The 19561-nt window shown below is 62.9% G+C and carries 20 protein-coding genes; 12 read left to right on the plus strand and 8 right to left on the minus strand.

Going from position 1 to position 19561, the window contains the following annotated elements; genetic code table 11:
- Positions 1-381 precede the first annotated feature (381 nt).
- The 4 genes from BWP39_RS10200 (at position 382) to BWP39_RS10215 (ending at position 4246) form a co-directional block, all read left to right on the plus strand.
- On the plus strand, positions 382-1596 hold the full coding sequence (locus BWP39_RS10200) for a DUF2863 family protein (protein ID WP_096719756.1): 1215 nt from the start codon (positions 382-384) through the stop codon (positions 1594-1596).
- Between the two features lie 248 nt (positions 1597-1844).
- The gene (locus BWP39_RS10205) at positions 1845-2696 is read left to right on the plus strand and encodes a LuxR family transcriptional regulator (RefSeq protein WP_096722400.1); all 852 of its coding nucleotides are present in this window, start codon (positions 1845-1847) and stop codon (positions 2694-2696) included.
- 115 nt (positions 2697-2811) lie between these two features.
- The gene (locus BWP39_RS10210) at positions 2812-3486 is read left to right on the plus strand and encodes an energy-coupling factor ABC transporter permease (protein WP_096719758.1); all 675 of its coding nucleotides are present in this window, start codon (positions 2812-2814) and stop codon (positions 3484-3486) included.
- Positions 3487-3634: 148 nt separating this feature from the next.
- Positions 3635-4246 (plus strand): BspC domain-containing protein, encoded by a 612-nt coding sequence (locus tag BWP39_RS10215; protein WP_096719760.1) that lies wholly within the window; start codon positions 3635-3637, stop codon positions 4244-4246.
- 147 nt (positions 4247-4393) lie between these two features.
- On the opposite strand, the gene BWP39_RS10220 is transcribed toward BWP39_RS10215, so the two are convergent.
- Together BWP39_RS10220 and yaaA are read right to left on the minus strand one after the other, a co-directional pair.
- A complete protein-coding gene (locus tag BWP39_RS10220) occupies positions 4394-5557 on the minus strand; it encodes a M14 family metallopeptidase (RefSeq protein ID WP_096722402.1) in 1164 nt (387 codons plus the stop codon).
- Positions 5558-5589: 32 nt separating this feature from the next.
- Positions 5590-6372 (minus strand): peroxide stress protein YaaA, encoded by a 783-nt coding sequence (gene yaaA, locus BWP39_RS10225; RefSeq protein ID WP_096719762.1) that lies wholly within the window; start codon positions 6370-6372, stop codon positions 5590-5592.
- 57 nt (positions 6373-6429) lie between these two features.
- Here yaaA and BWP39_RS10230 point away from each other — a divergent pair, with 57 nt between their 5' ends.
- Positions 6430-6942: a putative toxin-antitoxin system toxin component, PIN family gene (locus tag BWP39_RS10230; protein WP_096719764.1), complete on the plus strand. Its 513-nt coding sequence runs from the start codon at positions 6430-6432 to the stop codon at positions 6940-6942.
- Between the two features lie 81 nt (positions 6943-7023).
- Complete coding sequence (locus tag BWP39_RS10235; protein WP_096719766.1) at positions 7024-8196, plus strand: pyridoxal phosphate-dependent aminotransferase; 1173 nt, start codon at positions 7024-7026, stop codon at positions 8194-8196.
- Positions 8197-8293: 97 nt separating this feature from the next.
- Here BWP39_RS10235 and BWP39_RS10240 read toward each other — a convergent pair whose 3' ends face one another.
- Complete coding sequence (locus BWP39_RS10240) at positions 8294-8941, minus strand: glutathione S-transferase family protein (RefSeq protein ID WP_096719768.1); 648 nt, start codon at positions 8939-8941, stop codon at positions 8294-8296.
- 128 nt (positions 8942-9069) lie between these two features.
- On the opposite strand from BWP39_RS10240, the gene BWP39_RS10245 reads away from it, so the two are divergent.
- From BWP39_RS10245 to BWP39_RS10270, 6 genes are all read left to right on the plus strand, one after another.
- Entirely contained in the window at positions 9070-10617 is a 1548-nt protein-coding gene (locus tag BWP39_RS10245; RefSeq protein WP_207556737.1) for a 3-hydroxyacyl-CoA dehydrogenase, read from the plus strand.
- Positions 10614-11417: an oxepin-CoA hydrolase, alternative type gene (locus BWP39_RS10250; protein WP_096719773.1), complete on the plus strand. Its 804-nt coding sequence runs from the start codon at positions 10614-10616 to the stop codon at positions 11415-11417. Before BWP39_RS10245 ends, BWP39_RS10250 begins: the two co-directional genes overlap by 4 nt.
- On the plus strand, positions 11414-12145 hold the full coding sequence (locus tag BWP39_RS10255; protein ID WP_096719775.1) for a histidine phosphatase family protein: 732 nt from the start codon (positions 11414-11416) through the stop codon (positions 12143-12145). Before BWP39_RS10250 ends, BWP39_RS10255 begins: the two co-directional genes overlap by 4 nt.
- 19 nt (positions 12146-12164) lie before the next feature.
- Positions 12165-13271, plus strand: a complete 1107-nt coding sequence (locus tag BWP39_RS10260) for a phosphotransferase (RefSeq protein ID WP_096719777.1) — start codon at positions 12165-12167, stop codon at positions 13269-13271.
- Positions 13272-13323: 52 nt separating this feature from the next.
- Complete coding sequence (locus tag BWP39_RS10265) at positions 13324-14583, plus strand: acyl-CoA dehydrogenase family protein (RefSeq protein WP_096719779.1); 1260 nt, start codon at positions 13324-13326, stop codon at positions 14581-14583.
- A 146-nt stretch (positions 14584-14729) separates the two neighbouring features.
- Positions 14730-15431: a glutathione binding-like protein gene (locus BWP39_RS10270; protein ID WP_096719781.1), complete on the plus strand. Its 702-nt coding sequence runs from the start codon at positions 14730-14732 to the stop codon at positions 15429-15431.
- 76 nt (positions 15432-15507) lie between these two features.
- Here the strand turns inward: BWP39_RS10270 and BWP39_RS10275 are convergent, their stop codons facing one another.
- Genes BWP39_RS10275 through BWP39_RS10295 form a run of 5 tightly spaced genes read right to left on the minus strand, consistent with a single transcriptional unit; the run spans position 15508 to position 19285 of the window.
- Entirely contained in the window at positions 15508-15972 is a 465-nt protein-coding gene (locus tag BWP39_RS10275; protein WP_096719783.1) for a MaoC family dehydratase, read from the minus strand.
- Positions 15969-16442, minus strand: a complete 474-nt coding sequence (locus BWP39_RS10280) for a MaoC family dehydratase (protein WP_096719785.1) — start codon at positions 16440-16442, stop codon at positions 15969-15971. Before BWP39_RS10280 ends, BWP39_RS10275 begins: the two co-directional genes overlap by 4 nt.
- A gap of 30 nt (positions 16443-16472) precedes the next feature.
- A complete protein-coding gene (locus tag BWP39_RS10285) occupies positions 16473-17600 on the minus strand; it encodes an acyl-CoA dehydrogenase family protein (protein ID WP_096719787.1) in 1128 nt (375 codons plus the stop codon).
- A gap of 10 nt (positions 17601-17610) precedes the next feature.
- Complete coding sequence (locus BWP39_RS10290; RefSeq protein ID WP_096719789.1) at positions 17611-18807, minus strand: acyl-CoA dehydrogenase family protein; 1197 nt, start codon at positions 18805-18807, stop codon at positions 17611-17613.
- A gap of 49 nt (positions 18808-18856) precedes the next feature.
- The gene (locus BWP39_RS10295; RefSeq protein WP_096719791.1) at positions 18857-19285 is read right to left on the minus strand and encodes a DUF1178 family protein; all 429 of its coding nucleotides are present in this window, start codon (positions 19283-19285) and stop codon (positions 18857-18859) included.
- Positions 19286-19561 lie beyond the last annotated feature (276 nt).

Below are 19561 nucleotides of genomic sequence, written 5' to 3' on the forward strand. Positions count from 1 at the left end.
AACTTCCTCACCCGCCTGCCCCGCCGCAAATCCCCGCCAGTACTGGCTCTCCCGCCTCCCGCACCCCCCTTCTCCGGAGCGCGAAAGACCGAGATTCTAGCGACACCATCACCGCCGCGCAAGCGTTATTCCAAGATTTTTTCAGCACGCCGACTGCGCAATTCAATCTCCTCTTTGTCGACACGAAGAGGGGCGCCTCATCTGCTGCCTGAGAGGCCGCATGAGTCACGCCGAAATCCGCAATACCTCACACTCCTGTGGCCAAACCATCGCGACCTCCTCTCCCACATATAGAGGAACGGTGTCCTGAATGCCGGGCAGATGATGTCCACACTCAGAACCGACTAGAATGTGGGGTTCTTTGCCCCTCATTCCGGATTTATGCGCTCGCGAATCGCCAAACGCCTTCCCCCTGACGCCGACAAGCTTGTCGGACTGTCGCTTGCATTGTTCGCGTCGGGCAGCCGCACCGAAGACCGCTTCTGGGAAGCGAAGCTCGATGCGCTGCTGGCAAAGATCGTCCGCAACGGCAACCAGACAACGCTGGATGCTGCACTCGACCATCTGCAACAAAATCATCCGGACGCCTACGGTGCCCTCGCCGACATGGCGGAAACCCACAGCGAGTCGTTTATCGTCGAGCACGACGGCACGCCGTACGAAGCCCTGCTGATAGCCGCGCCCGTGCTCGCGTGGACCCGCTACGCGATCCCCTCCGGCTCGCTCAAGACCGACGCCGCCGATGCGCTGCGCGCCCATCTGCAAGCACATGTTCTCGCTACGGATACGCGCGTCGCGATGGCGCCGTTCCTGTACAGCATCGATCAGTTGCCGCGCCATCACGTCGAAACCTGGCGCATCGCCCAACAACTGGCGCAGACAGCGCTCGGTGGTACTGCTGCACGCATCAACTTCGGCGAGCTGCCGGAGACCTCGCCGATTCTTGCCGACCCGCGCTTCCTGCTGGCCGTAGTCGCCGCACCAGTCGGCGCACCGGTGTTCCGCTGGCAGGAAGAAGAGCATGGAACGCGGATCGAGCGTGGCCAGTGTCTCGAGCAATGGGCGACGCAAGGCGGCGCCAATCTTTCGCTGGTGCTGCCGGGCTGCGAATTCGAATGCCTGCTGCCGGATGCCTACTACTCCGCCTGTCGCGACGCCGACGAGCAGGTGCGTCCACACACCGTGCGCACGGCCGTCCGCTATCTGTTCGACACGATCGGCGCAGCACCGCAGGAATTGCGCGCGGTTGTCGCCGGCTTTGGTGAACGTCGCATTGACGAGTATCGCGTGGGTTTCACGCGACGCGGCAGCAACGAAGTCATCTATGGCGTCGTGTGGCCGCTGTACGGCCGGGAGAACGGCGAACCGGGTATCGACGAAGAACCGCAGGAAGCCACGCCCGACAATGGCCCGATCGAAGAAATCGTCGCGCTGCTGAAGGACACCGGCATCACCGATATCCGCCGCCATGCGGGCCGCTTCGAACCCGAATATTGCGACGACTGCGGCGTGCCGCTTTATGCGGATCCGCTCGGTGAAATCGTCCACGCAGAAATGCCCGAAGACGCCGAGCCGGCTCAACCGCATTTCCACTAGCCACTCGCTTTTACACCGTCGTCCCTCATCGTTTCAATGAGATAAGACGACAGGACAGACAACGCCAAACCCTGTGAGCGGATTCCGTTCACAGGGTTTTTCATTTGGCGCTTTGCCTATGACTTCTGGATAGGGTTCTTATCGCAAGGAATTTGTCATCATGGGTCCAGCGGCACATCGCCATGCAGCCGGCCCGCGCCGCGCTTGCATGCATCGAGCCGTTTCGAGCGATCTATGGGAGGCAAGGCATGCGATTTTCAGTTCTCAACTCCGACGCTGAGCGGCGCGACGGGCTCAAGGCACTGCTGCGGCAAATCGATCGGCAGGCGCGCTTCAGCGAAGCGCCTGACTGGCGCCAGACCGACCGGATGCTACGCAGGCATCGCTCGGACCTACTGGTTGTCGACTGGCAGGCATGGATGCAGACCACCGACATCCGCGAACTGCTCGCCGAACATCCCGGGTTGCCGGTCGCCGTACTAACCGATCACGCATCGCTTGCCGGTGTACGCGCATTGCTTGACGAAGGCGTACTCGGCGTGATCCCGCGCTCGACCGATCCACGTCTCATCATCCGCGCGTTCGAAATGGTGCTGCTGGGCGGTCACTATGTCCCCGCCGGCGCACTCTCATCCGAGTCGCCGACGCCGGCCGAGGTCCCCGCTCGCCCGCTCGACGACCGGCACGCACCACCCCGACGCCCACGCTTCATCAATGGCCTGTCGCCTCGTCAGGAGCAGATCATGCGTTGCGTGCACATGGGCAGCACGAACAAGATGATCGCGCGCACGCTCGGCATCAGCGAGGGCACCGTCAAGATTCACCTGGGCAGCATATTCCAGCAACTCGGTGCGCCCAACCGCGCCGCCGCGGTTGCGATCTACAACGGCTGGCTTGCCGCGCAACTGGAAGTGCTCTATGCCGAACTCGACCGCGCACCGCGGCCCGTGCTCGGACAGGCTGGCGCCGTTCCGCTACGAAGCCGTGCACGCTCGCCCTTCATGTACGCGCGACCTACCGAAGACAACACAGAAGCCCTCCCGATGGCCGCCGAACCCACGGTTCCATTTGGTGATCCAGGCACGCACAACTCAGCCTGAGACCCTGCCGACACCCGCGCCACGACCTGCGCCAACGCCCGCACCCGTGGCGTTTCGCGTAGCTGGCGCGGAATCCGCTTACACCTTTCCGCGCCCAACGAGTAATATGAGATACATGGGTTTCCTCTACACACCGCTTCCGCTCTGGGTCGCTGTCGGTGGCTGGATCGCCGCTGCGGGACTGCTTGCGCTCGCGTTGTGGAAAAATCCGTTCAAGCGGCTGCAGGACGGAACCCTGCAACACGTCTGGCTCGCCATCATCGTCGCCGTATCGGTACTGTGGGCCAGCAATGCATGGCTCGACGACGGTACCGTGGTGCATCTGCTCGGTGCGACGCTCGTCGTCACGCTGTTCGACTGGGCGCTCGCGCTGGTCGCGATGGCCGTGGTCACCGGTCTCGCTGCCGTTATCTTCGATGCGCCGTGGCAAGGCATCGCACTCACGTTCCTGGTTTTCGGCGCATTGCCGGTCGGCATTTCGGCATTGGTGCAGCGAGCGAGCATCGCGTGGCTGCCGCGCAATCTCTTCATGTTCATCTTCGGGCTGGGGTTCGTTTCGCCGGCCATCGCTGTAACTGCGACCTCCGCGTTGGCGCTCGGATTGCACATTGCGCTCTCCGATGGATCGACCGCTGTCATACCGGTTGGCTACCTGTTCAGCGTCTTTTTGCTGGCCAGCGGCGAAGCATGGTTCACCGGTATGTCCACTGCGTTGATCGCGGTTTATCGCCCTGCCTGGGTCACCACTTACGACGTCCGTCGTTATCGCCTGGGCGGTCCTCGCACGTGACGGTCCGCCGATCCACTACAATGCTGCGGCAGGTCGCGCGGCGGCAAGGCATGCCGCCATGCGCGCCACACAATATTTGCGTCAGGATTGAACTCCTCTTCGCGCCTCGGCATCTTATGTGCCTGACGTCTTCATAGCCTTTAACTAGATGGATTGCACCAACACTCCGCGCCCGTTGCTGCGCTGGATCGGCCGGCTAGCGGTATTCATGGCAAGCGTTTCGCTCGTCTGCACCGCACCCGCCTTCGCCGATCAACTCGAACAGCACAACGAACTCGTCACCCGATTCGTCAATGACATGCACGCCGATCCGCTCGTCGCCGACTGCGCCGCGCATGCCAATTTCGTCGTCAGTACTTCGTCCGCATTCGATCACGTCGACTTTCCACCCAGCTCGTTCGACAGTTCCCATGCGTCGGTCACGCCCTGGAACGATTCGTTCGATGACGGCAAACAGCGCGTCAAGGTCGACAGCGTCGTAACAGTCGAAGGGCTTGGCATTCCGCAAGCGAGCGGCGGCGATCCGATGGATCTGAAGTTCCGCTGCGGCTATGTCGGCAGCCAGATGCTCGCGTTCAGCTGGAACGATCCGGTGCCGCCCGCGCGCGCAGCACATAACAGCTCGTCGTCCGGCAAGAAGAAAGCCCTGAGAGGCCGGCACACGACGAAGAAATCGACGGGCAATGTGTCGAAGGGCTCGAAGACTCCCGCAAAACATGGTGCGAAAAAGGCACCATCGAAAGCGAAGAAAACGCAATGAATCTATGCGACATGCGTCGCATGCCGGTCATCTGCGTAGCTCACGTCGCAATGAAAACACGCCGTCCCGACACGCAATAGAAACGGGGAGCACGCCAGCCGCGTGCTCCCCGTTTCACTTCGCCCTGCTCGCGCGTGTCGCCCGTAGTCAGTCGAACGTTTCGACGTGCCGCAAGATCGCCTGCAGCATCGCCGCGCCGAGCGACGCGCTGCGCTCGCCATTCCAGCCGACCCGTTCGTCGGGCAGGTTCGCGTTGTCCCTGAAGGGCATCTCGAGCGTGAGCGACAGGCAGCCGAACGTATGGCCGATGTACTTCGACGCGAGCTTCAACGCATCCTGCCGGTACTTGCCCGCTTCGTAGCCGTACTTGTCCTGGAAGTCAGGACTGGCTTGCTTGAATGCTTCGACAAACGCCTTCTGCTCGATGCCCTGCTGCTCGGTGAAGCTGGGCAGCATCTCCGAGCCCGCGACGAATACATACGGCAACGCCTCGTCGCCGTGAACATCGAAGAACAGATCGCAGCCCGTCGCGTGAATCGCATCGCGCACGACCAGCACTTCGGGACTGCGCGCCGCATCCGGCTCCAGCCATTCGCGATTCAGATTCGCGCCGGTCGCGTTGGTCCGCAGGTTGCCCCGCACGCTACCGTCGGGATTCATGTTGGGTACGATGTAGAACGTCGCGTGGTCGTAGAGTTTGCGCGCGACCGGGTCTCCCGCCCAGTCTCCCCAGCCGGCCAGCCGTTTCACAAACCCTTCGACAAACCACTCCGCCATCGTCTCACCCGGATGCTGGCGCGCGATGATCCAGACTTTTTTCTTCGGCTTAGAAGACGCATCGTCAGTATCCGGCGCACCGAGCGTCAGCAACGACATCGGGCGTCCCTCGACGGTTCTGCCCAGTTCGGTCAACGACGCGTGCGGCATCTGCTGGACCGCGCCGAGAAACTCCGAGTGGCGCTCCTCGCTGTACGGCTCGAAGTACGCGTAATAGATGCTGTCGAAGTCGGGTGTGTGATCGATGGTCAGCACGCGGCCGTCGTAGGTGGTCGGCACGCGGAACCAGTTCACCCGGTCGTAGCTCGCCGCGGCATGATAGTCGCGCCAGCCCGCGGCGAACGCACAGTCGGCGGCATTTTCGAAGGTCATCACGCAGCGCTCGCCGCGCGCACCCGTCAAGCGGAAATAGAACCACTGCGCAAAATCCGCGTGACTGTCGGGCCGCACGCGCAGACGGATGTCGTCGGCCTGTGTGCACGACACGACATCGATTGCGCCCGCATCGAAATTGCTCGTAATGGAAAGCGTCATATCAATTCCCTGCTTCGGTGTGATCGCGCCACTCACTCGGCGACGTGGCGGCGAAATACATAGGTGGCGTCGTTCGACGCATCCGCATCGAACGCGTAGCCTTCCGACGAAAAATTCTTCAGCTGTTCAGGCGCATCGAGCCGCTGCTCGACCGCGTAGCGCGCCATCAAACCGCGCGCACGCTTCGCGTGAAAACTGATGACCTTATAGCGACCGCCCTTCCAGTCCTCGAACACCGGCGTGATGACCGGTACATCGAGCAGCTTCGGCTTCACGGACCTGAAGTACTCACCCGATGCGCAGTTAACCAGCACCTGTGCGGCGCGCGCGTTCTTTTTCAGCTGCGCGTTCAGCGCCTCGGTGATGCGCGCACCCCAGAACGCATACAGGTCCTTGCCGCGCGCATTGGCGAGGCGCGTGCCCATTTCGAGCCGGTACGGTTGCAGCAGGTCGAGCGGGCGCAGCAGCCCGTACAGGCCGGACAGCACGCGCACGTGCTTTTGCGCATAGTCGAGATCCGCCGCCGACAGCGAGCGCGCATCGAATCCCTCGTACACGTCGCCGTTGAACGCAAGCACCGCCTGCTTGGCATTTCGCGTGTCGAAGACCGGCGACCAGTCGGCATAACGCTGGAAGTTGAGCCGCGCGAGCGGATCGGAGATGTCCATGAGCGTCGCGATCTGCTGCGGCGACAAACGGCGCAAGCCACCGATCAGTTCGGCGGCATCATCGATGAAATCGGGGAGCGTGTGCTTTTTGACGTGCGGGGGCGTTTCGTAGTCCAGCGATTTCGCCGGCGACAGAACGATTATCATAGAGGCTTGCAGGCACGCCGTGCCTGGCGGTCAAAGACGAAAGCCAGATTGTAACGAATGCCCGGTTCCCATGCCTCGCGCGACGCGCTCCGCGTCGTCCTCGATTCGAATGTATGGATCGATATCCTCGTATTCGACGATCCGCATACGCGGCCGGTTCGTGCCGCACTCGAACGCGGCACGCTGGTCGCGCTGATCGATGCGCGTTGCCTCGCAGAACTGACGTATGTGCTCGACTATCCGCAGTTCGTGCAGCGTTCGGTCGACAAGATGGCCGCGCTCGCTACAGTCGCGCGGCTCACGCAGCTAGTCGATCCGCCTGCTCCCACCGAAGAAGCCCGGCCGCTGCCAAAGTGCAAGGATCGCGACGACCAGAAGTTTCTCGAACTGGCACACGCGGCCGGTGCGAACTGGCTGGTATCGAAGGATCGCGCGGTATTGAAGCTCGCGCGCCGCATCGCGCGCGATTTCGGCTTCCAGATTGCGCAGCCCGCGGCGTTCGTCGCTGCGTGTGCATTGCCGGTGGGCGCACACGACGAACCGACAACCGGCGAGCCCGCGCCCGCCTGACACACACGTTGCCGCGGGTTTCCCTACAATCGGGTTTTCGCCACTCCAGTCACGCTCCAGCCTACGCTCCGGAACAGCGCCATGAATGCACCGCACGACACGCCCGCGATCCCCTCGTTTCCGTCCCGCCTGCCGAATGTCGGCACGACGATCTTCACTGTCATGAGCGCGCTCGCCGCAGAAAAGGGCGCGGTCAATCTGGGCCAGGGCTTCCCTGACTTCGATTGCGACCCACGCATCGTCGACGCGGTCGCAAACGCCATGCGCAGCGGCCACAACCAGTACCCGCCGATGGCCGGCGTCGCGCCGCTACGCGAGGCGATCGCAGACAAGATCGCGAACCTGTACGGCCGCCGCTACGACGCCGCGACCGAGATCACCGTCACCGCGGGCGCGACCCAGGCGCTGCTCACGGCGATTCTCTGCACGGTGCATCCCGGTGACGAAGTGATCGTCGTCGAGCCGACCTACGACAGCTACGTGCCGTCGATCGAACTCGCGGGCGGCGTCCCCGTATTCGTCACACTTGAAGCACCGGACTACCGGATTCCGTTCGACCGGCTCGCCGCTGCAATCACGCCGAAAACGCGGTTATTACTGATCAACACGCCGCACAATCCGACCGGCACCGTGTGGCGCGCGGAAGACATGCGCAAGCTCGAAGCGATCGTACGCGGCACCAACGTGCTGATTCTTTCTGACGAGGTGTACGAGCACATGGTGTACGACGGTGCGCCGCACGAAAGCGTCATCCGCTATCCGGAGCTGGCGCAACGCAGCTTCGTGGTGTCGAGCTTCGGCAAGACGTATCACGTGACGGGCTGGAAGGTCGGCTATGTCGCGGCGCCTGCCGCGCTGACCGCCGAATTCCGCAAGGTGCACCAGTTCAATGTATTTACGGTCAATACCCCGATGCAGGTCGGGCTCGCGGACTATCTGCGCGATCCCACACCGTACCTGGAACTGCCGGCGTTCTATCAGCGCAAGCGCGATTTCTTCCGCGCTGGGCTCGAGAACACACGCTTCAAGCTGCTGCCGTGCACAGGCACGTACTTTCAGTGTGTCGATTACTCGGCGATCAGCGATCTGCCGGAGGCCGACTTCGCACAGTGGCTAACCGCGGAAATCGGTGTCGCCGCGATTCCGGTATCGGCGTTCTATCACGCGCCGCATGAGTCGGGCGTCGTGCGCTTCTGCTTCGCGAAGAAAGAAAGCACGCTTGCCACCGCGCTCGAGCGGTTGGCGCAGCTCTGACATCATGGTGCGCGCGGCGATGCGAACGAACCCACGTTGTTCGCCATCCCGCGCTTCCTCGATCAGCGTGCCGACGTCTACGTACGCCTCCGTGGGTTCAAGATTGCGTCGTCGACGCGATATACGCCTTGCGATCGTCGGCTACGCGCCGTGCCGCCGGCCGGTTGTTGACCTCCTTCACATACGCTTTCCAGTCGATCCCCACCTCGTTCAGAAAATCGCGACCGTAGATGATCTGCGTCGTACCGCCGACGAGCGGCAAGCTCACATAGCCCGCAATGTCGGCGACGCTGAACCTCTCGCCGCGCAGGAACGGTCCGAACTGCGCGATCCGCCTGAAACCGGCGACATGACGCGTCAGCAGTTTTTCGACCCGCCCTTTCGTCGCATCGGTGACCGTGCCACCGAAGTACGCCTCTTTGTACAGGTCGCGCGCCACGAGTTCGAGATGCAGATCGATGAACGTGATCAGTTCGCGCTCCTTGGCGGCCTCCCACGGGTCGCGCGAAAAGATCGCCTTGTCCGGATAGCGCGCGGCCAGATACTCGAGGATCGCCTGCGATTCGCACAGATCGCCGTCTTCGGTCTGGATGTACGGCACCTTGCCGAGCGGCGAATGCAGGAGCACGGCCTCGTCCTGAGCCGGCTTGACAAGCACTTCCTCGAACGGAATATCGTGTTCGAGCAACGCGAGTTTTACCTTGTTGTAGTAGTTCGACAGCGCAAAGCCACACAGCTTGATCATTCGATATCTCCTTCGACAGGTTGCCGGTACCGCTCGTTGTCAAACGACGGCGGTACTTCGGGTTCGACCTCTGCAGTGAAAATGTACGACCGTGCTATTCTAAAGTAATCATGGAGCCCAGCATCACAATGACTTCTCGCCAATACAACATCGAGACTATCGGCATCGTCGGAACCGGCGCAATGGGCCGCGGCATCGCACAGATCGCCGCACTCGCGGGTCTGAAAGTCCGGCTTTACGATACGAACCCCGCCGCTGTCGGCGCCGCGCGTGACTACCTGGCCGACACCTTCGCGAAACTCACGGCCAAAGGCAAGCTCGATCAGGCGCGCTCGCTGGCTGCGCTTGCCTGCGTGAGCGGTGCGGCCGCGCCCGGTGAACTCGCCGACTGCGATCTCGTGATCGAAGCGATCGTCGAGAAGCTCGATGTGAAGCAAGCGCTCTTTCGCGAACTCGAAGCGATCGTCGGTGAGCAGTGCGTGCTGGCCTCCAACACGTCGTCGCTGTCGATCACCGCGATCGCCGCCGCGTGTTCCGATCCATCACGCGTGGTCGGCTTTCACTTCTTCAATCCGGTACCGCTGATGAAGGTCGTCGAAGTGATCGACGGTCTGCGCGGCGATCCGGCCGCCGGCGACGCGCTGATGCAACTCGCGCGACGCGTCGGCCATACACCGGTGCGCGCGAAGGATATGCCGGGCTTCATCGTCAATCACGCCGGGCGCGGCATGAACACCGAGGGACTGCGTATCGCGGGCGAAGGTGTGGCGGAATTCGTCGACATCGATCGCATCATGCGCGAGCAGGCGGGCTTTCGTCTCGGCCCGTTCGAGTTGCTCGACCTGACTGCACTCGACGTGTCGCATCCGGTGATGGAGTCGATCTATCACCAGTTCTATGAAGAACCGCGCTTCACGCCATCGCCGATTACCGGCACGCGGCTCGCGGGCGGGTTGATCGGCCGCAAGACCGGTGAAGGTTTTTATCGCTATGTCGATGGCCAGCAGCAAGTGCCGCTTGAGGCGCCCGCACCGACCGCGCTGCCGCAGCGCGTGTGGGTCAGCGGTCAGCACGCATGCGCACGCGACGCGGTACTGCAACTCGTCGCGAAGGCCGGTGTCGCACTCGACGAAGGCGACACGCCCGCGCCCGATTCGCTGCTGATCGTCACACCATTCGGTCTCGATGCGACCACCGCCGCGGTCGAAGAAGGACTCGATGCACGCCGCGTGGTAGCAATCGATGCGCTATTCCCGCTCGTCGGCGCCAAACGCCGCACGCTGATGACCACGCCCGCCACCAGCCGCGAAACACGCGATGCAGCACACGCGCTCTTCGCCGCCGACGGTGTACCGGTCACCGTAATTCGCGATTCGACTGGCTTCGTCGCACAACGCGTCGTCGCCACTATCGTCAACATCGGCTGCGACATCGCGCAACGCCAGATCGCCTCGCCGCAAGATATCGATCTCGCGGTCACGCTCGGCCTCGGCTATCCGCGCGGCCCGCTGGCACTCGGCGACGCGCTCGGCGCAAGCACGATCCTGACGATCCTGCGCAACATCTCGAAGGTGCTCGGCGATCCGCGCTATCGCCCGTCACCGTGGCTCGCAAGACGCGCGCAACTCGGTCTGTCGCTGACTCAGGGCGATGCCGCTACGGAGCATCCGCAATGAGCGCCGAACTCCTCACCTCCCGACCAACGCTCGCCGGTAACGACGACAGCGCATCGACGCTCGTGCTCACGCTGTCGAACCCGGGCGCACGCAATGCGCTGCATCCCGACATGTACGCGGCCGGTATCGAGGCGCTCGATTCGGCGGAGCGCGACCCATCTGTCCGTGCGATCGTGCTCACCGGTGCCGATCGCTTCTTCTGCGCGGGCGGCAACCTGAACCGGTTGCTCGAAAACCGCGCGAAAGATCCATCGGTGCAGGCGCAAAGCATCGATCTGCTCGGCGAATGGATCGCGGCATTGCGCGCCTCGTCCAAGCCGGTGATCGCAGCGGTGGAAGGCGCGGCAGCGGGCGCGGGTTTCTCGCTTGCGCTCGCGTGCGACCTGATCGTCGCCGACGACGACGCAAAATTCGTGATGTCGTACGCCCGCGTCGGCCTGACACCGGACGGTGGCGGCTCGTGGTTTCTCTCGCGCGCGCTGCCGCGTCAGCTTGCGACCGAAGTACTGATCGAAGGTAAGCCGATCGTTGCCACGCGACTTAACGCGCTAGGCGTCGTCAACCGGCTAACGAAACCGGGTGCAGCGCTCGATGCGGCAATTGCATGGGCCGACGAACTGAGCGGCGTGTCGCCGCATGCAATCGCGCGTATCAAGACGCTGATCGGCGCAGCCGGTGCACAACCGCTCGACGCGCATCTCATCGCCGAACGCGATAGCTTCGTCGAGTCGCTGCATCACGGCGATGCACTCGAGGGCATCACCGCATTCCTCGAAAAACGGCCGCCGGTATACAAATGAACGAACCCGACACGCCCGCTTTCGAACTCCCGAAGCGACGCCGTATTTTCCTGATGCGGCATGGCGACGTCACGTATTTCGACGCGTCGGGCCGCGCTATCGATCCCGACACCGTGCCGCTCAACGACCACGGCCGCACGCAGGCGACTGCCGCGGGCCGCGTGTTCGCGGAGCAGCAGATCCGTTTCGACAAAGTGATCGTGAGCGGCTTGCCGCGCACCGTCGAAACCGCGCAGCGTGTACTCGCCGAAACCGGCCAGAAAATCGAACTCGTCGTTGAACCCGCGTGGCAGGAGATTCGCGGCGGCAAGCTCAGCAGCATTCCCGCCGGCGACCTGGAAAGCGCGTTTCTCGGCGCGTTCGACGGTATCGTCGACGAGCGCACGCGCTTTCTCGGTGGCGAGACGATTGGTGAACTGTTCGACCGCGTGCTGCCGGCACTTGCCGCGCTGCGTGAAGATACGTCGTGGGATACGGTGCTGCTGGTACTGCACGGCGGCGTCAACCGCGCAATCCTGTCGCATGCGCTGACCGCGGGCGGCCGTATGTTCTTCGGTCATCTCGCGCAGGCCACGGGCTGTATCAATGCACTCGACGTCGGCGCGGCACCGCGCGACTGGGTGCTGCGCACGATCAATTACGCACCGCCGTCGCCGCTGCATCGCGACGTCCGCAACACGACGATGGAAATGCTCTACGCACAGTTCATTCAATACCGGCGTAGCTGAAAAACGATCTGGAGGAGACATGGTTCAAGCGGCCCCCAATGGTGGCACACCCAGCCAGCCGGATTACTCGGCCTTCGAAGGCACCCGCGCGGTCAACGAGCGGCAGCGTTTCGACACCAACGTACTGGGCGCGTGGCTCGCTCAGCACGTCGACGGTTTTGCCGGACCGCTCACGCTCGAGCAGTTTGCAGGCGGTCAGTCGAATCCCACCTTCAAGCTGATCACGCCGCAACGCAGCTACGTGATGCGCGCGAAGCCCGGCCCCGCGGCGAAGCTGCTGCCGTCCGCGCATGCGGTCGAACGTGAATACCGCGTGATGCACGCGCTCGCAGACACCGATGTGCCGGTAGCGAAGATGCTCGCGTTGTGCGAGGACGAAAGCGTGATTGGCCGTGCGTTCTATGTGATGGAGTTCGTCGAAGGTCGCGTGCTGTGGGATCAGTCGCTGCCAGGTCTCACCAGCGATGAACGCGGCGCCGTCTACGACGAGATGAACCGCGTGATCGCCGCGCTGCATTCGGTCGATGTCGCGGCCGTCGGGCTCGCGGATTACGGCAAGCCGGGCAATTATTTCGCGCGGCAGATCGGTCGCTGGAGCAAGCAGTACCAGGCGTCCGAGACCGAACCGATCGACGCGATGCAGCGTTTGATCGAATGGCTGCCGCAGCATATGCCCGACGATACCGATGCACGCGTATCGATCGTGCATGGCGACTACCGGCTCGACAACCTGATCTTCCATCCGCACGAACCGCGTGTGCTTGCCGTGCTCGACTGGGAACTGTCGACGCTCGGCGACCCGCTCGCCGACTTCGCGTATCACTGCATGGCGTGGCACGTCGATCCGGCGCAGTTTCGCGGCATCGCGGGGCTCGACTGGGCCGCGCTCGGCATTCCCGACGAAGCGCATTACGTCGCGCAGTACTGCAAGCGCACGGGCTTCGAGATCCGCGGCGACTGGAATTTCTATCTCGCCTACAACATGTTCCGTATCGCGGCGATCCTGCAGGGGATCATGAAGCGCGTCGTCGACGGTACGGCATCGAGCGCGCAGGCACTCGATGCCGGCAAGCGCGCGCGGCCGATGGCCGAACTCGCGTGGCACTACGCGCAGAAAGTCCGCTAGCCGTCCTGAGCGCCAGCCTTTTCGTTCGCAGCTTCTCTTTCCGAGGCCATCCATGAATTTCGATTACACCCCCAAGGTCGACGCGCTGCGCGAGAAACTGCTCGCGTTCTTCGACGCGCATATCTACCCGAACGAAGCGGTCTTCACCGCCGAGGTTGAACGCAATCGCCAGAACGGCAATGCGTGGCTGCCGACCGAACTGATCGAGACACTGAAGCAGGAGGCACGCACCGCCGGCCTGTGGAATCTCTTCCTGCCCGACTCCGAACGTGGCGCCGGTTTGACGAACCTCGAGTACGCGCCGCTGTGCGAGATCATGGGCCGCGTGCCATGGGCACCGGAAGTGTTCAACTGCAATGCGCCCGATACCGGCAACATGGAAACGATCGAGCGCTACGGCAGCGATGACAACAAGCGCGAATGGCTTGAGCCGCTGCTGCAAGGACATATCCGTTCGGCGTTTCTGATGACGGAGCCCGACGTCGCTTCGTCGGATGCGACGAACATCCAGACGCGCATCACACGCGACGGCGATCACTACGTGATCAACGGACGCAAGTGGTGGTCGTCCGGTGCGGGCGACCCGCGCTGCAAGGTGTACATCGTGATGGGCAAGACCGATCCCGATGCGCCGCGCCACCAACAGCAATCGATGATCCTCGTGCCCGCCGATTCAGCCGGTATCACCGTGCACCGCCCGCTCACGCTGTACGGCTACGACGACGCGCCGCATGGCCATATGGATATCTCGCTCGACAACGTGCGTGTGCCTGCGTCGAACCTGCTACTCGGCGAAGGACGTGGCTTCGAGATCGCTCAGGGGCGCCTCGGACCGGGACGGATTCACCATTGCATGCGTCTCATCGGGCTTGCGGAACGCGCCATCGAATTGATGGCGAAGCGCACACTGAAGCGCGTGGCATTCGGCAAGCCGATCGCCGAACAGACCGTTACGCAGGAACGGATCGCCGAAGCACGCTGCATGATCGAACAGGCCCGCCTGCTGACGCTCAAGACCGCGTACATGATGGACACCGTCGGCAACAAGGGCGCGCGCGGCGAGATCGCGATGATCAAGGTCGTCGCGCCGAACATGGCCTGTCAGATAATCGACTGGGCGATCCAGGCGCATGGCGCAGCGGGCCTGTGCGACGATTTTCCGCTCGCGTATGCCTATGCGCTCGCGCGCACGCTGCGTTTCGCCGACGGTCCCGACGAAGTGCATCGCAACGCGATCGCGAAGCTCGAACTCGCGCGTCATCTGGGTCGCGACGCAGCGGCGCGCGTCGATATGCCGGTCACGCGTTCATAACAGCACCAAGGCAGCAGCGCGGCAGGGCTGCGCGGCGCCCTGCACCATCGATCGAACTATGCTCTAATTTCCGCCAGCCCGGCGCTGCCCGGCCATGCCGCCGCATGGTCGGCTAACGCCGCACTTACGGAAACGAAGGAGCCACGATGATCGACGTCTATAGCTGGGCCACGCCGAACGGCCACAAGGTTCACATCATGCTCGAGGAAACGGGCCTCGCCTACACTGCGCATGCGGTCGACATCGGTGCCGGCGACCAGTTCAAGCCCGAATTCCTCGCGATCAGCCCGAACAACAAGATCCCCGCCATCGTCGATCCCGACGGTCCGCGCGGTGCGGACGGCAAGCCGTTTTCGCTGTTCGAATCGGGCGCGATCCTGATTTATCTCGCCGAAAAGACTGGACAGTTTCTTCCCTCCGAACCTGCCGCCCGCTACGCGACGCTGCAATGGCTGATGTTCCAGATGGGCGGGATCGGTCCGATGCTCGGCCAGACACACCACTTCCGCGTCTACGCGCCGCAGCAGATCGAGTACGCGGTCAATCGCTATACGAACGAGACACGACGCCTGTACGGCGTGATGGAAACGCAGCTCGGCAAGAGTCAATATCTCGCGGGCAACGATTACACGATCGCCGATATCGCCACGTTCCCGTGGACGCGCTCATGGCAGAACCAGGGCATCGATATCGAGCAGTTCCCGAACGTGAAGCGCTGGCAGGCGGAGATTTCCGCACGCCCTGCCGTGCAGCGCGGTGTCGAGGTGCTGGCCTCGGTGCGCAAACCGGTGATGGACGATAAGGCGAAGGAAGTGTTGTTCGGTGCGACGCAGTACGCGAAGCACTAGTGCGAAGAACTGACACGAAACCCGGCTCCGGTTGCAGGTTCGATACCGGAGCCGTGCGTCTATTGCACTCAGAAAACTAGAAGTAATGCCGCGAGATGAATTCGGCCACGCACACCGGACGTTCGCTGCCCTGCCGCTCGAGTGTCACGTTCCACACCACCTGCACACCGTCGTCCTCGATATCGGTCACGCCCTGCACGGCAAAGCTCGCACGCACCTGCGATCCAACCGGTACCGGTGAAGTAAAACGCACCCTGTTCAAACCGTAGTTGACGCCCATGCGCTGTTGCAGCGCCAGCGTGCGTTCGAGCAACGCCGGAATCAGCGACAACGTCATAAAACCATGCGCGACCGGCCCACCGAACGGCGACTCGCGACGCGCACGCTCAGGATCGATGTGAATCCACTGGCGATCGCCGGTCGCTTCCGCAAAACGGTCGACGCTCGCCTGATCGATTTCGATCCACGCGCTGACACGCGGCGCCGCGCCGACCAGCGCGTGCACCGCCGCGGCGTCGGCCAGCGGCGTTTCGGTCGTCATGTCGCCGCCTGCGGATTGCGCAACCCGAAGATCCCCTTCGAGCGCACAACGACCACTTTCTCGCCGTCCTGGTTGAAGCCTTCCCACATCGTCGAGACAAGGCCACGGTCCGGGCGACTCTCCAATACACGCTTGTCGAGAACCGAATTCTTCAGCGTGATCGTGTCGCCGACGCGCACGGGTTTGATCCAGCGGATCTCGTCGATACCGGGCGAGCCCATCGACGTCGAATCGGCCAGCAGGTTGCGCACCATCAGCCCCATCATCACCGAACACGTATGCCAGCCGCTTGCGATCAGCGTGCCGAACGGCGACGCTGCCGCGGCCGCGTCGTCGAGGTGAAACGGCTGCGGATCGAACTCGCTGGCAAAACGCAGGATTTCGTCGCGTTCAAACGTATGCGAACCGACCACGGTCGTCGTCCCCACTTCCATGTCTTCGTAGCTGAGATGCCTAGTCACTGTCGTCATAGCATGTCCTCGCAAGTGATGTCGCCAGCGTCAAACCGTGGCGACGGCGAAATCGGGCAACGCGGCAAAGCGCGCGAGATGATGATCGACGTCGCCGAGCGTGGTTTCGATGATCGCGAGACGTTTGAACAGATGCGCGGCGGCGACTTCGTTCGTCACACCCATCCCGCCATGCAACTGCACCGCCTGCTGACCGACGAAGCGCGCGGCCTGTCCGACCCGCACTTTCGCCGCTGACACGGCACGTCGACGTTCGTCGGCGTTCTGGCTCGCGTAGCGCACTGCCGCCAGATACGTGATCGAGCGCGCCTGCTCCGCGTGAATCAGCATCTCGACCATCCGGTGTTGCAGCGCCTGGAAACGCGCGATCGGCGTGCCGAACTGCTGGCGTGTCTTCGTGTAGTCGACGGTGGCGTGATTCAGCGCATCGAGTGCGCCGACGGCTTCCGCGCACAACAACACCGTGCCGTAATCGGCGATGTGTTCGAGCGCGGCCGCTCCTGCGTGGGCGCCGGTCAACGAACGTGCCGGCGTGTTCGAGAACGTCAATGTCGCGGCGCGCTGACCGTCGATGGTACGGTAATCGGCGATCTGCACGCCTGCTGCATCGCGTGCGACGACGAACAACGCAATCTCACCGTTAAGGCGCGCGGGCACGATCCAGTAGTCGGCCTGAGCGCCGTGTTGCACGACGGACTTCGTGCCGCTCAGCAGCGTTCGATCGCCATCGCGGGTTGCAACGGTGTCGACGGCAAACAGGTCGTAGCGTGCGCGCGGCTCGTGGAACGCTGTCGCGAGCTTGACCTCGCCCTGCGCGGCGCGTTCGAGCAACGCAGCGTCTTCGCCTTGCGCCGTCCCTGCCAGACGCAGCGCTTCAATGCCAACGGCGGTTGCCCAGTAAGGCTCGATGACGAGCGCGCGGCCCAGTTCCTGCATCACGACCAGCATATCGACGGCACTGCCGTTGAAGCCGCCCTGTGCCTCAGGCACCGGCAACGCGGTGATGCCCAGTTCGCTCAGCGCCTGCCATTGCGGAGCCGACACGCCCGCTTCCGAACGCACGATAGTCTGACGCGCTTCGAAGCCGTAACTCTTGTCCAGATAACGGCGCAGTGCGTCGGCGAATTGCTGCTGTTCGTCGGTGAAAGTGAAGTTCATGCGCCGCTCCTCAGAGTCCCAGAATCATCTGCGCGATGATGTTCTTTTGAATTTCGTTCGAGCCGCCGTAGATCGATGTCTTGCGGAAATTGAAGTAGTACGCGGCCAGCGGTGCCGCGTCGTCGTCGCCGGCTGCGCTATGCGCATGCTCGCCTTCGAGGAACGGCACATCGAATGGCGCGGCGAGCGGGCCGACCGCTTCGACCATCAGCTCGGTCAGCGCCTGCTGAACCTCGGTTCCCTTGATCTTCAGCATCGACGCTTCCGGACCGGGCCCACGACCGCCCGTCTCGCTCGCGACGACGCGCTGCACCGTAACTTCGAGTGCCATCAGTTCGATTTCGAGGCTGGCGACTTTTGCGGCGAACACCGGATCGTGCAGCAGCGGCTTGCCGTTCTTCTGTTGATCGAGCGCGACGCGCTTGAGGAACGCCAGCTCGCGTTTCGAACCGCCGACACGCGCGATACCGGTGCGCTCATGACCGAGCAGATATTTCGCGTAGGTCCAGCCGCGATTTTCTTCGCCGACCAGATTTTCCAGCGGCACCTTCACGTCTTCGAAGAAAACCTCGTTAACCTCATGCTCTTCGTCGAGCATGATGATCGGGCGCACCGTGATGCCGGGTGTCTTCATGTCGATCAGCAGGAACGAGATGCCCTCCTGCTTCTTCGCACCGCTGTCGGTGCGCACGAGACAGAACATCATGTCCGCGAACTGACCGAGCGTGGTCCACGTCTTCTGTCCGTTCACGATGTAGTGATCGCCGGCCCGCTCTGCGCGCGTACGCAGTGACGCCAGATCCGAGCCCGAGCCCGGCTCCGAATAACCCTGGCACCACCAGTCGGTCCCATCGAGAATGCGCGGCAGATAATGGCGCTGCTGCGCCTCGTTGCCGTACTTCATCAATACCGGCGCCACCATCGACACACCGAACGGCAACACGGGCGGCGCGCCGATCCGTGCACATTCCTCGTCCCAGATATGACGCTGGGTCGCATTCCAGCCCGGCCCACCGAATTCGACGGGCCACGCGGGCGCCGACCAGCCGCGCTGGCCGAGCACACGATGCCAGTGCGCGAAGTCTTCGCGGGCGAGACGTTTGTGATTGAGTACCTTCTCGCGCACCTCGTGAGGGAGGTTGGCTTCGAGCCAGGTGCGGATGTCGGCGCGGAACGCGTCGTCGGCGGGGGAGTAATCCAGATCCATGCGCAGTGTCTCCTGAGCGCACCGGTCTCCGCCGCGAACGAACCGCGCGCTATTGCAGCGGTTCTTTCAATGCGGCCGGGATCGGCAGCGACATGATTTCGATGCCTTCTTCGACCAGGGCTTTCGCATCTTCGGGCGTGGTGACACCCCGAATACTGCGTGCGGGCGCTTCATCGTAATGAATGCGCCGCGCTTCCTCGGCGAAGCGATCGCCCACGTTCTCGGTTTTTTCCAGCACCTCGCGCAAGGCACGCATGACGCGCGCCTGCTGTTCACCGGTGTCCGCCGCGACCTGCTGCGTGGCGCTCGTCCCCGACAGATTCAGCCGGGGCGCCGACGGCAGACGGCTCACCTCAGTCGCACCGCAAATCGGACATTCGACGAGCTTGCGGGACAACTGCGATTCGAAATCGTCGGTGGAAGCAAACCAGCCTTCGAACCGATGGCCGTGCGGGCACTGTAAATCGAGGACCTTCATGTGGAATCAGGGCTTGCGTGTGAGTTTAGCGCAAAATGGAATTTTGTGAACGATCGTTCGTAAATATTGGCGCGATCCGGTGGTATCGATTCTGCGCACGATCGCCGGAACGGGTTGCCGGATTCTAGCGCGTCAGAACGAAGCGTGCCGGTGGGGGCTGGCTCGGCTGCGTGTCGTGTGTCGTGCCGTATAAGCTGGCGGCCCGGTAGAAGCGCCAACGGCAGCCTGCATGGCTGCCGTCGTGGTTCGCGATCACCGTTATGCGATCCGGTTGAT

The sequence above is a fragment of the Paraburkholderia acidicola genome (assembly GCF_002362315.1).
Lineage (GTDB): Bacteria > Pseudomonadota > Gammaproteobacteria > Burkholderiales > Burkholderiaceae > Paraburkholderia > Paraburkholderia acidicola.

Coding starts and splice junctions, on each gene's coding strand:
- BWP39_RS10200 (WP_096719756.1), top strand. CDS start 382: ATGCGCTCGCGAATCGCCAAACGCCTTCCCCCTGACGCCGACAAGCTT.
- BWP39_RS10205 (WP_096722400.1), top strand. CDS start 1,845: ATGCGATTTTCAGTTCTCAACTCCGACGCTGAGCGGCGCGACGGGCTC.
- BWP39_RS10210 (WP_096719758.1), top strand. CDS start 2,812: ATGGGTTTCCTCTACACACCGCTTCCGCTCTGGGTCGCTGTCGGTGGC.
- BWP39_RS10215 (WP_096719760.1), top strand. CDS start 3,635: ATGGATTGCACCAACACTCCGCGCCCGTTGCTGCGCTGGATCGGCCGG.
- BWP39_RS10220 (WP_096722402.1), bottom strand. CDS start 5,557: ATGACGCTTTCCATTACGAGCAATTTCGATGCGGGCGCAATCGATGTC.
- yaaA (WP_096719762.1), bottom strand. CDS start 6,372: ATGATAATCGTTCTGTCGCCGGCGAAATCGCTGGACTACGAAACGCCC.
- BWP39_RS10230 (WP_096719764.1), top strand. CDS start 6,430: ATGCCCGGTTCCCATGCCTCGCGCGACGCGCTCCGCGTCGTCCTCGAT.
- BWP39_RS10235 (WP_096719766.1), top strand. CDS start 7,024: ATGAATGCACCGCACGACACGCCCGCGATCCCCTCGTTTCCGTCCCGC.
- BWP39_RS10240 (WP_096719768.1), bottom strand. CDS start 8,941: ATGATCAAGCTGTGTGGCTTTGCGCTGTCGAACTACTACAACAAGGTA.
- BWP39_RS10245 (WP_207556737.1), top strand. CDS start 9,070: ATGACTTCTCGCCAATACAACATCGAGACTATCGGCATCGTCGGAACC.
- BWP39_RS10250 (WP_096719773.1), top strand. CDS start 10,614: ATGAGCGCCGAACTCCTCACCTCCCGACCAACGCTCGCCGGTAACGAC.
- BWP39_RS10255 (WP_096719775.1), top strand. CDS start 11,414: ATGAACGAACCCGACACGCCCGCTTTCGAACTCCCGAAGCGACGCCGT.
- BWP39_RS10260 (WP_096719777.1), top strand. CDS start 12,165: ATGGTTCAAGCGGCCCCCAATGGTGGCACACCCAGCCAGCCGGATTAC.
- BWP39_RS10265 (WP_096719779.1), top strand. CDS start 13,324: ATGAATTTCGATTACACCCCCAAGGTCGACGCGCTGCGCGAGAAACTG.
- BWP39_RS10270 (WP_096719781.1), top strand. CDS start 14,730: ATGATCGACGTCTATAGCTGGGCCACGCCGAACGGCCACAAGGTTCAC.
- BWP39_RS10275 (WP_096719783.1), bottom strand. CDS start 15,972: ATGACGACCGAAACGCCGCTGGCCGACGCCGCGGCGGTGCACGCGCTG.
- BWP39_RS10280 (WP_096719785.1), bottom strand. CDS start 16,442: ATGACGACAGTGACTAGGCATCTCAGCTACGAAGACATGGAAGTGGGG.
- BWP39_RS10285 (WP_096719787.1), bottom strand. CDS start 17,600: ATGAACTTCACTTTCACCGACGAACAGCAGCAATTCGCCGACGCACTG.
- BWP39_RS10290 (WP_096719789.1), bottom strand. CDS start 18,807: ATGGATCTGGATTACTCCCCCGCCGACGACGCGTTCCGCGCCGACATC.
- BWP39_RS10295 (WP_096719791.1), bottom strand. CDS start 19,285: ATGAAGGTCCTCGATTTACAGTGCCCGCACGGCCATCGGTTCGAAGGC.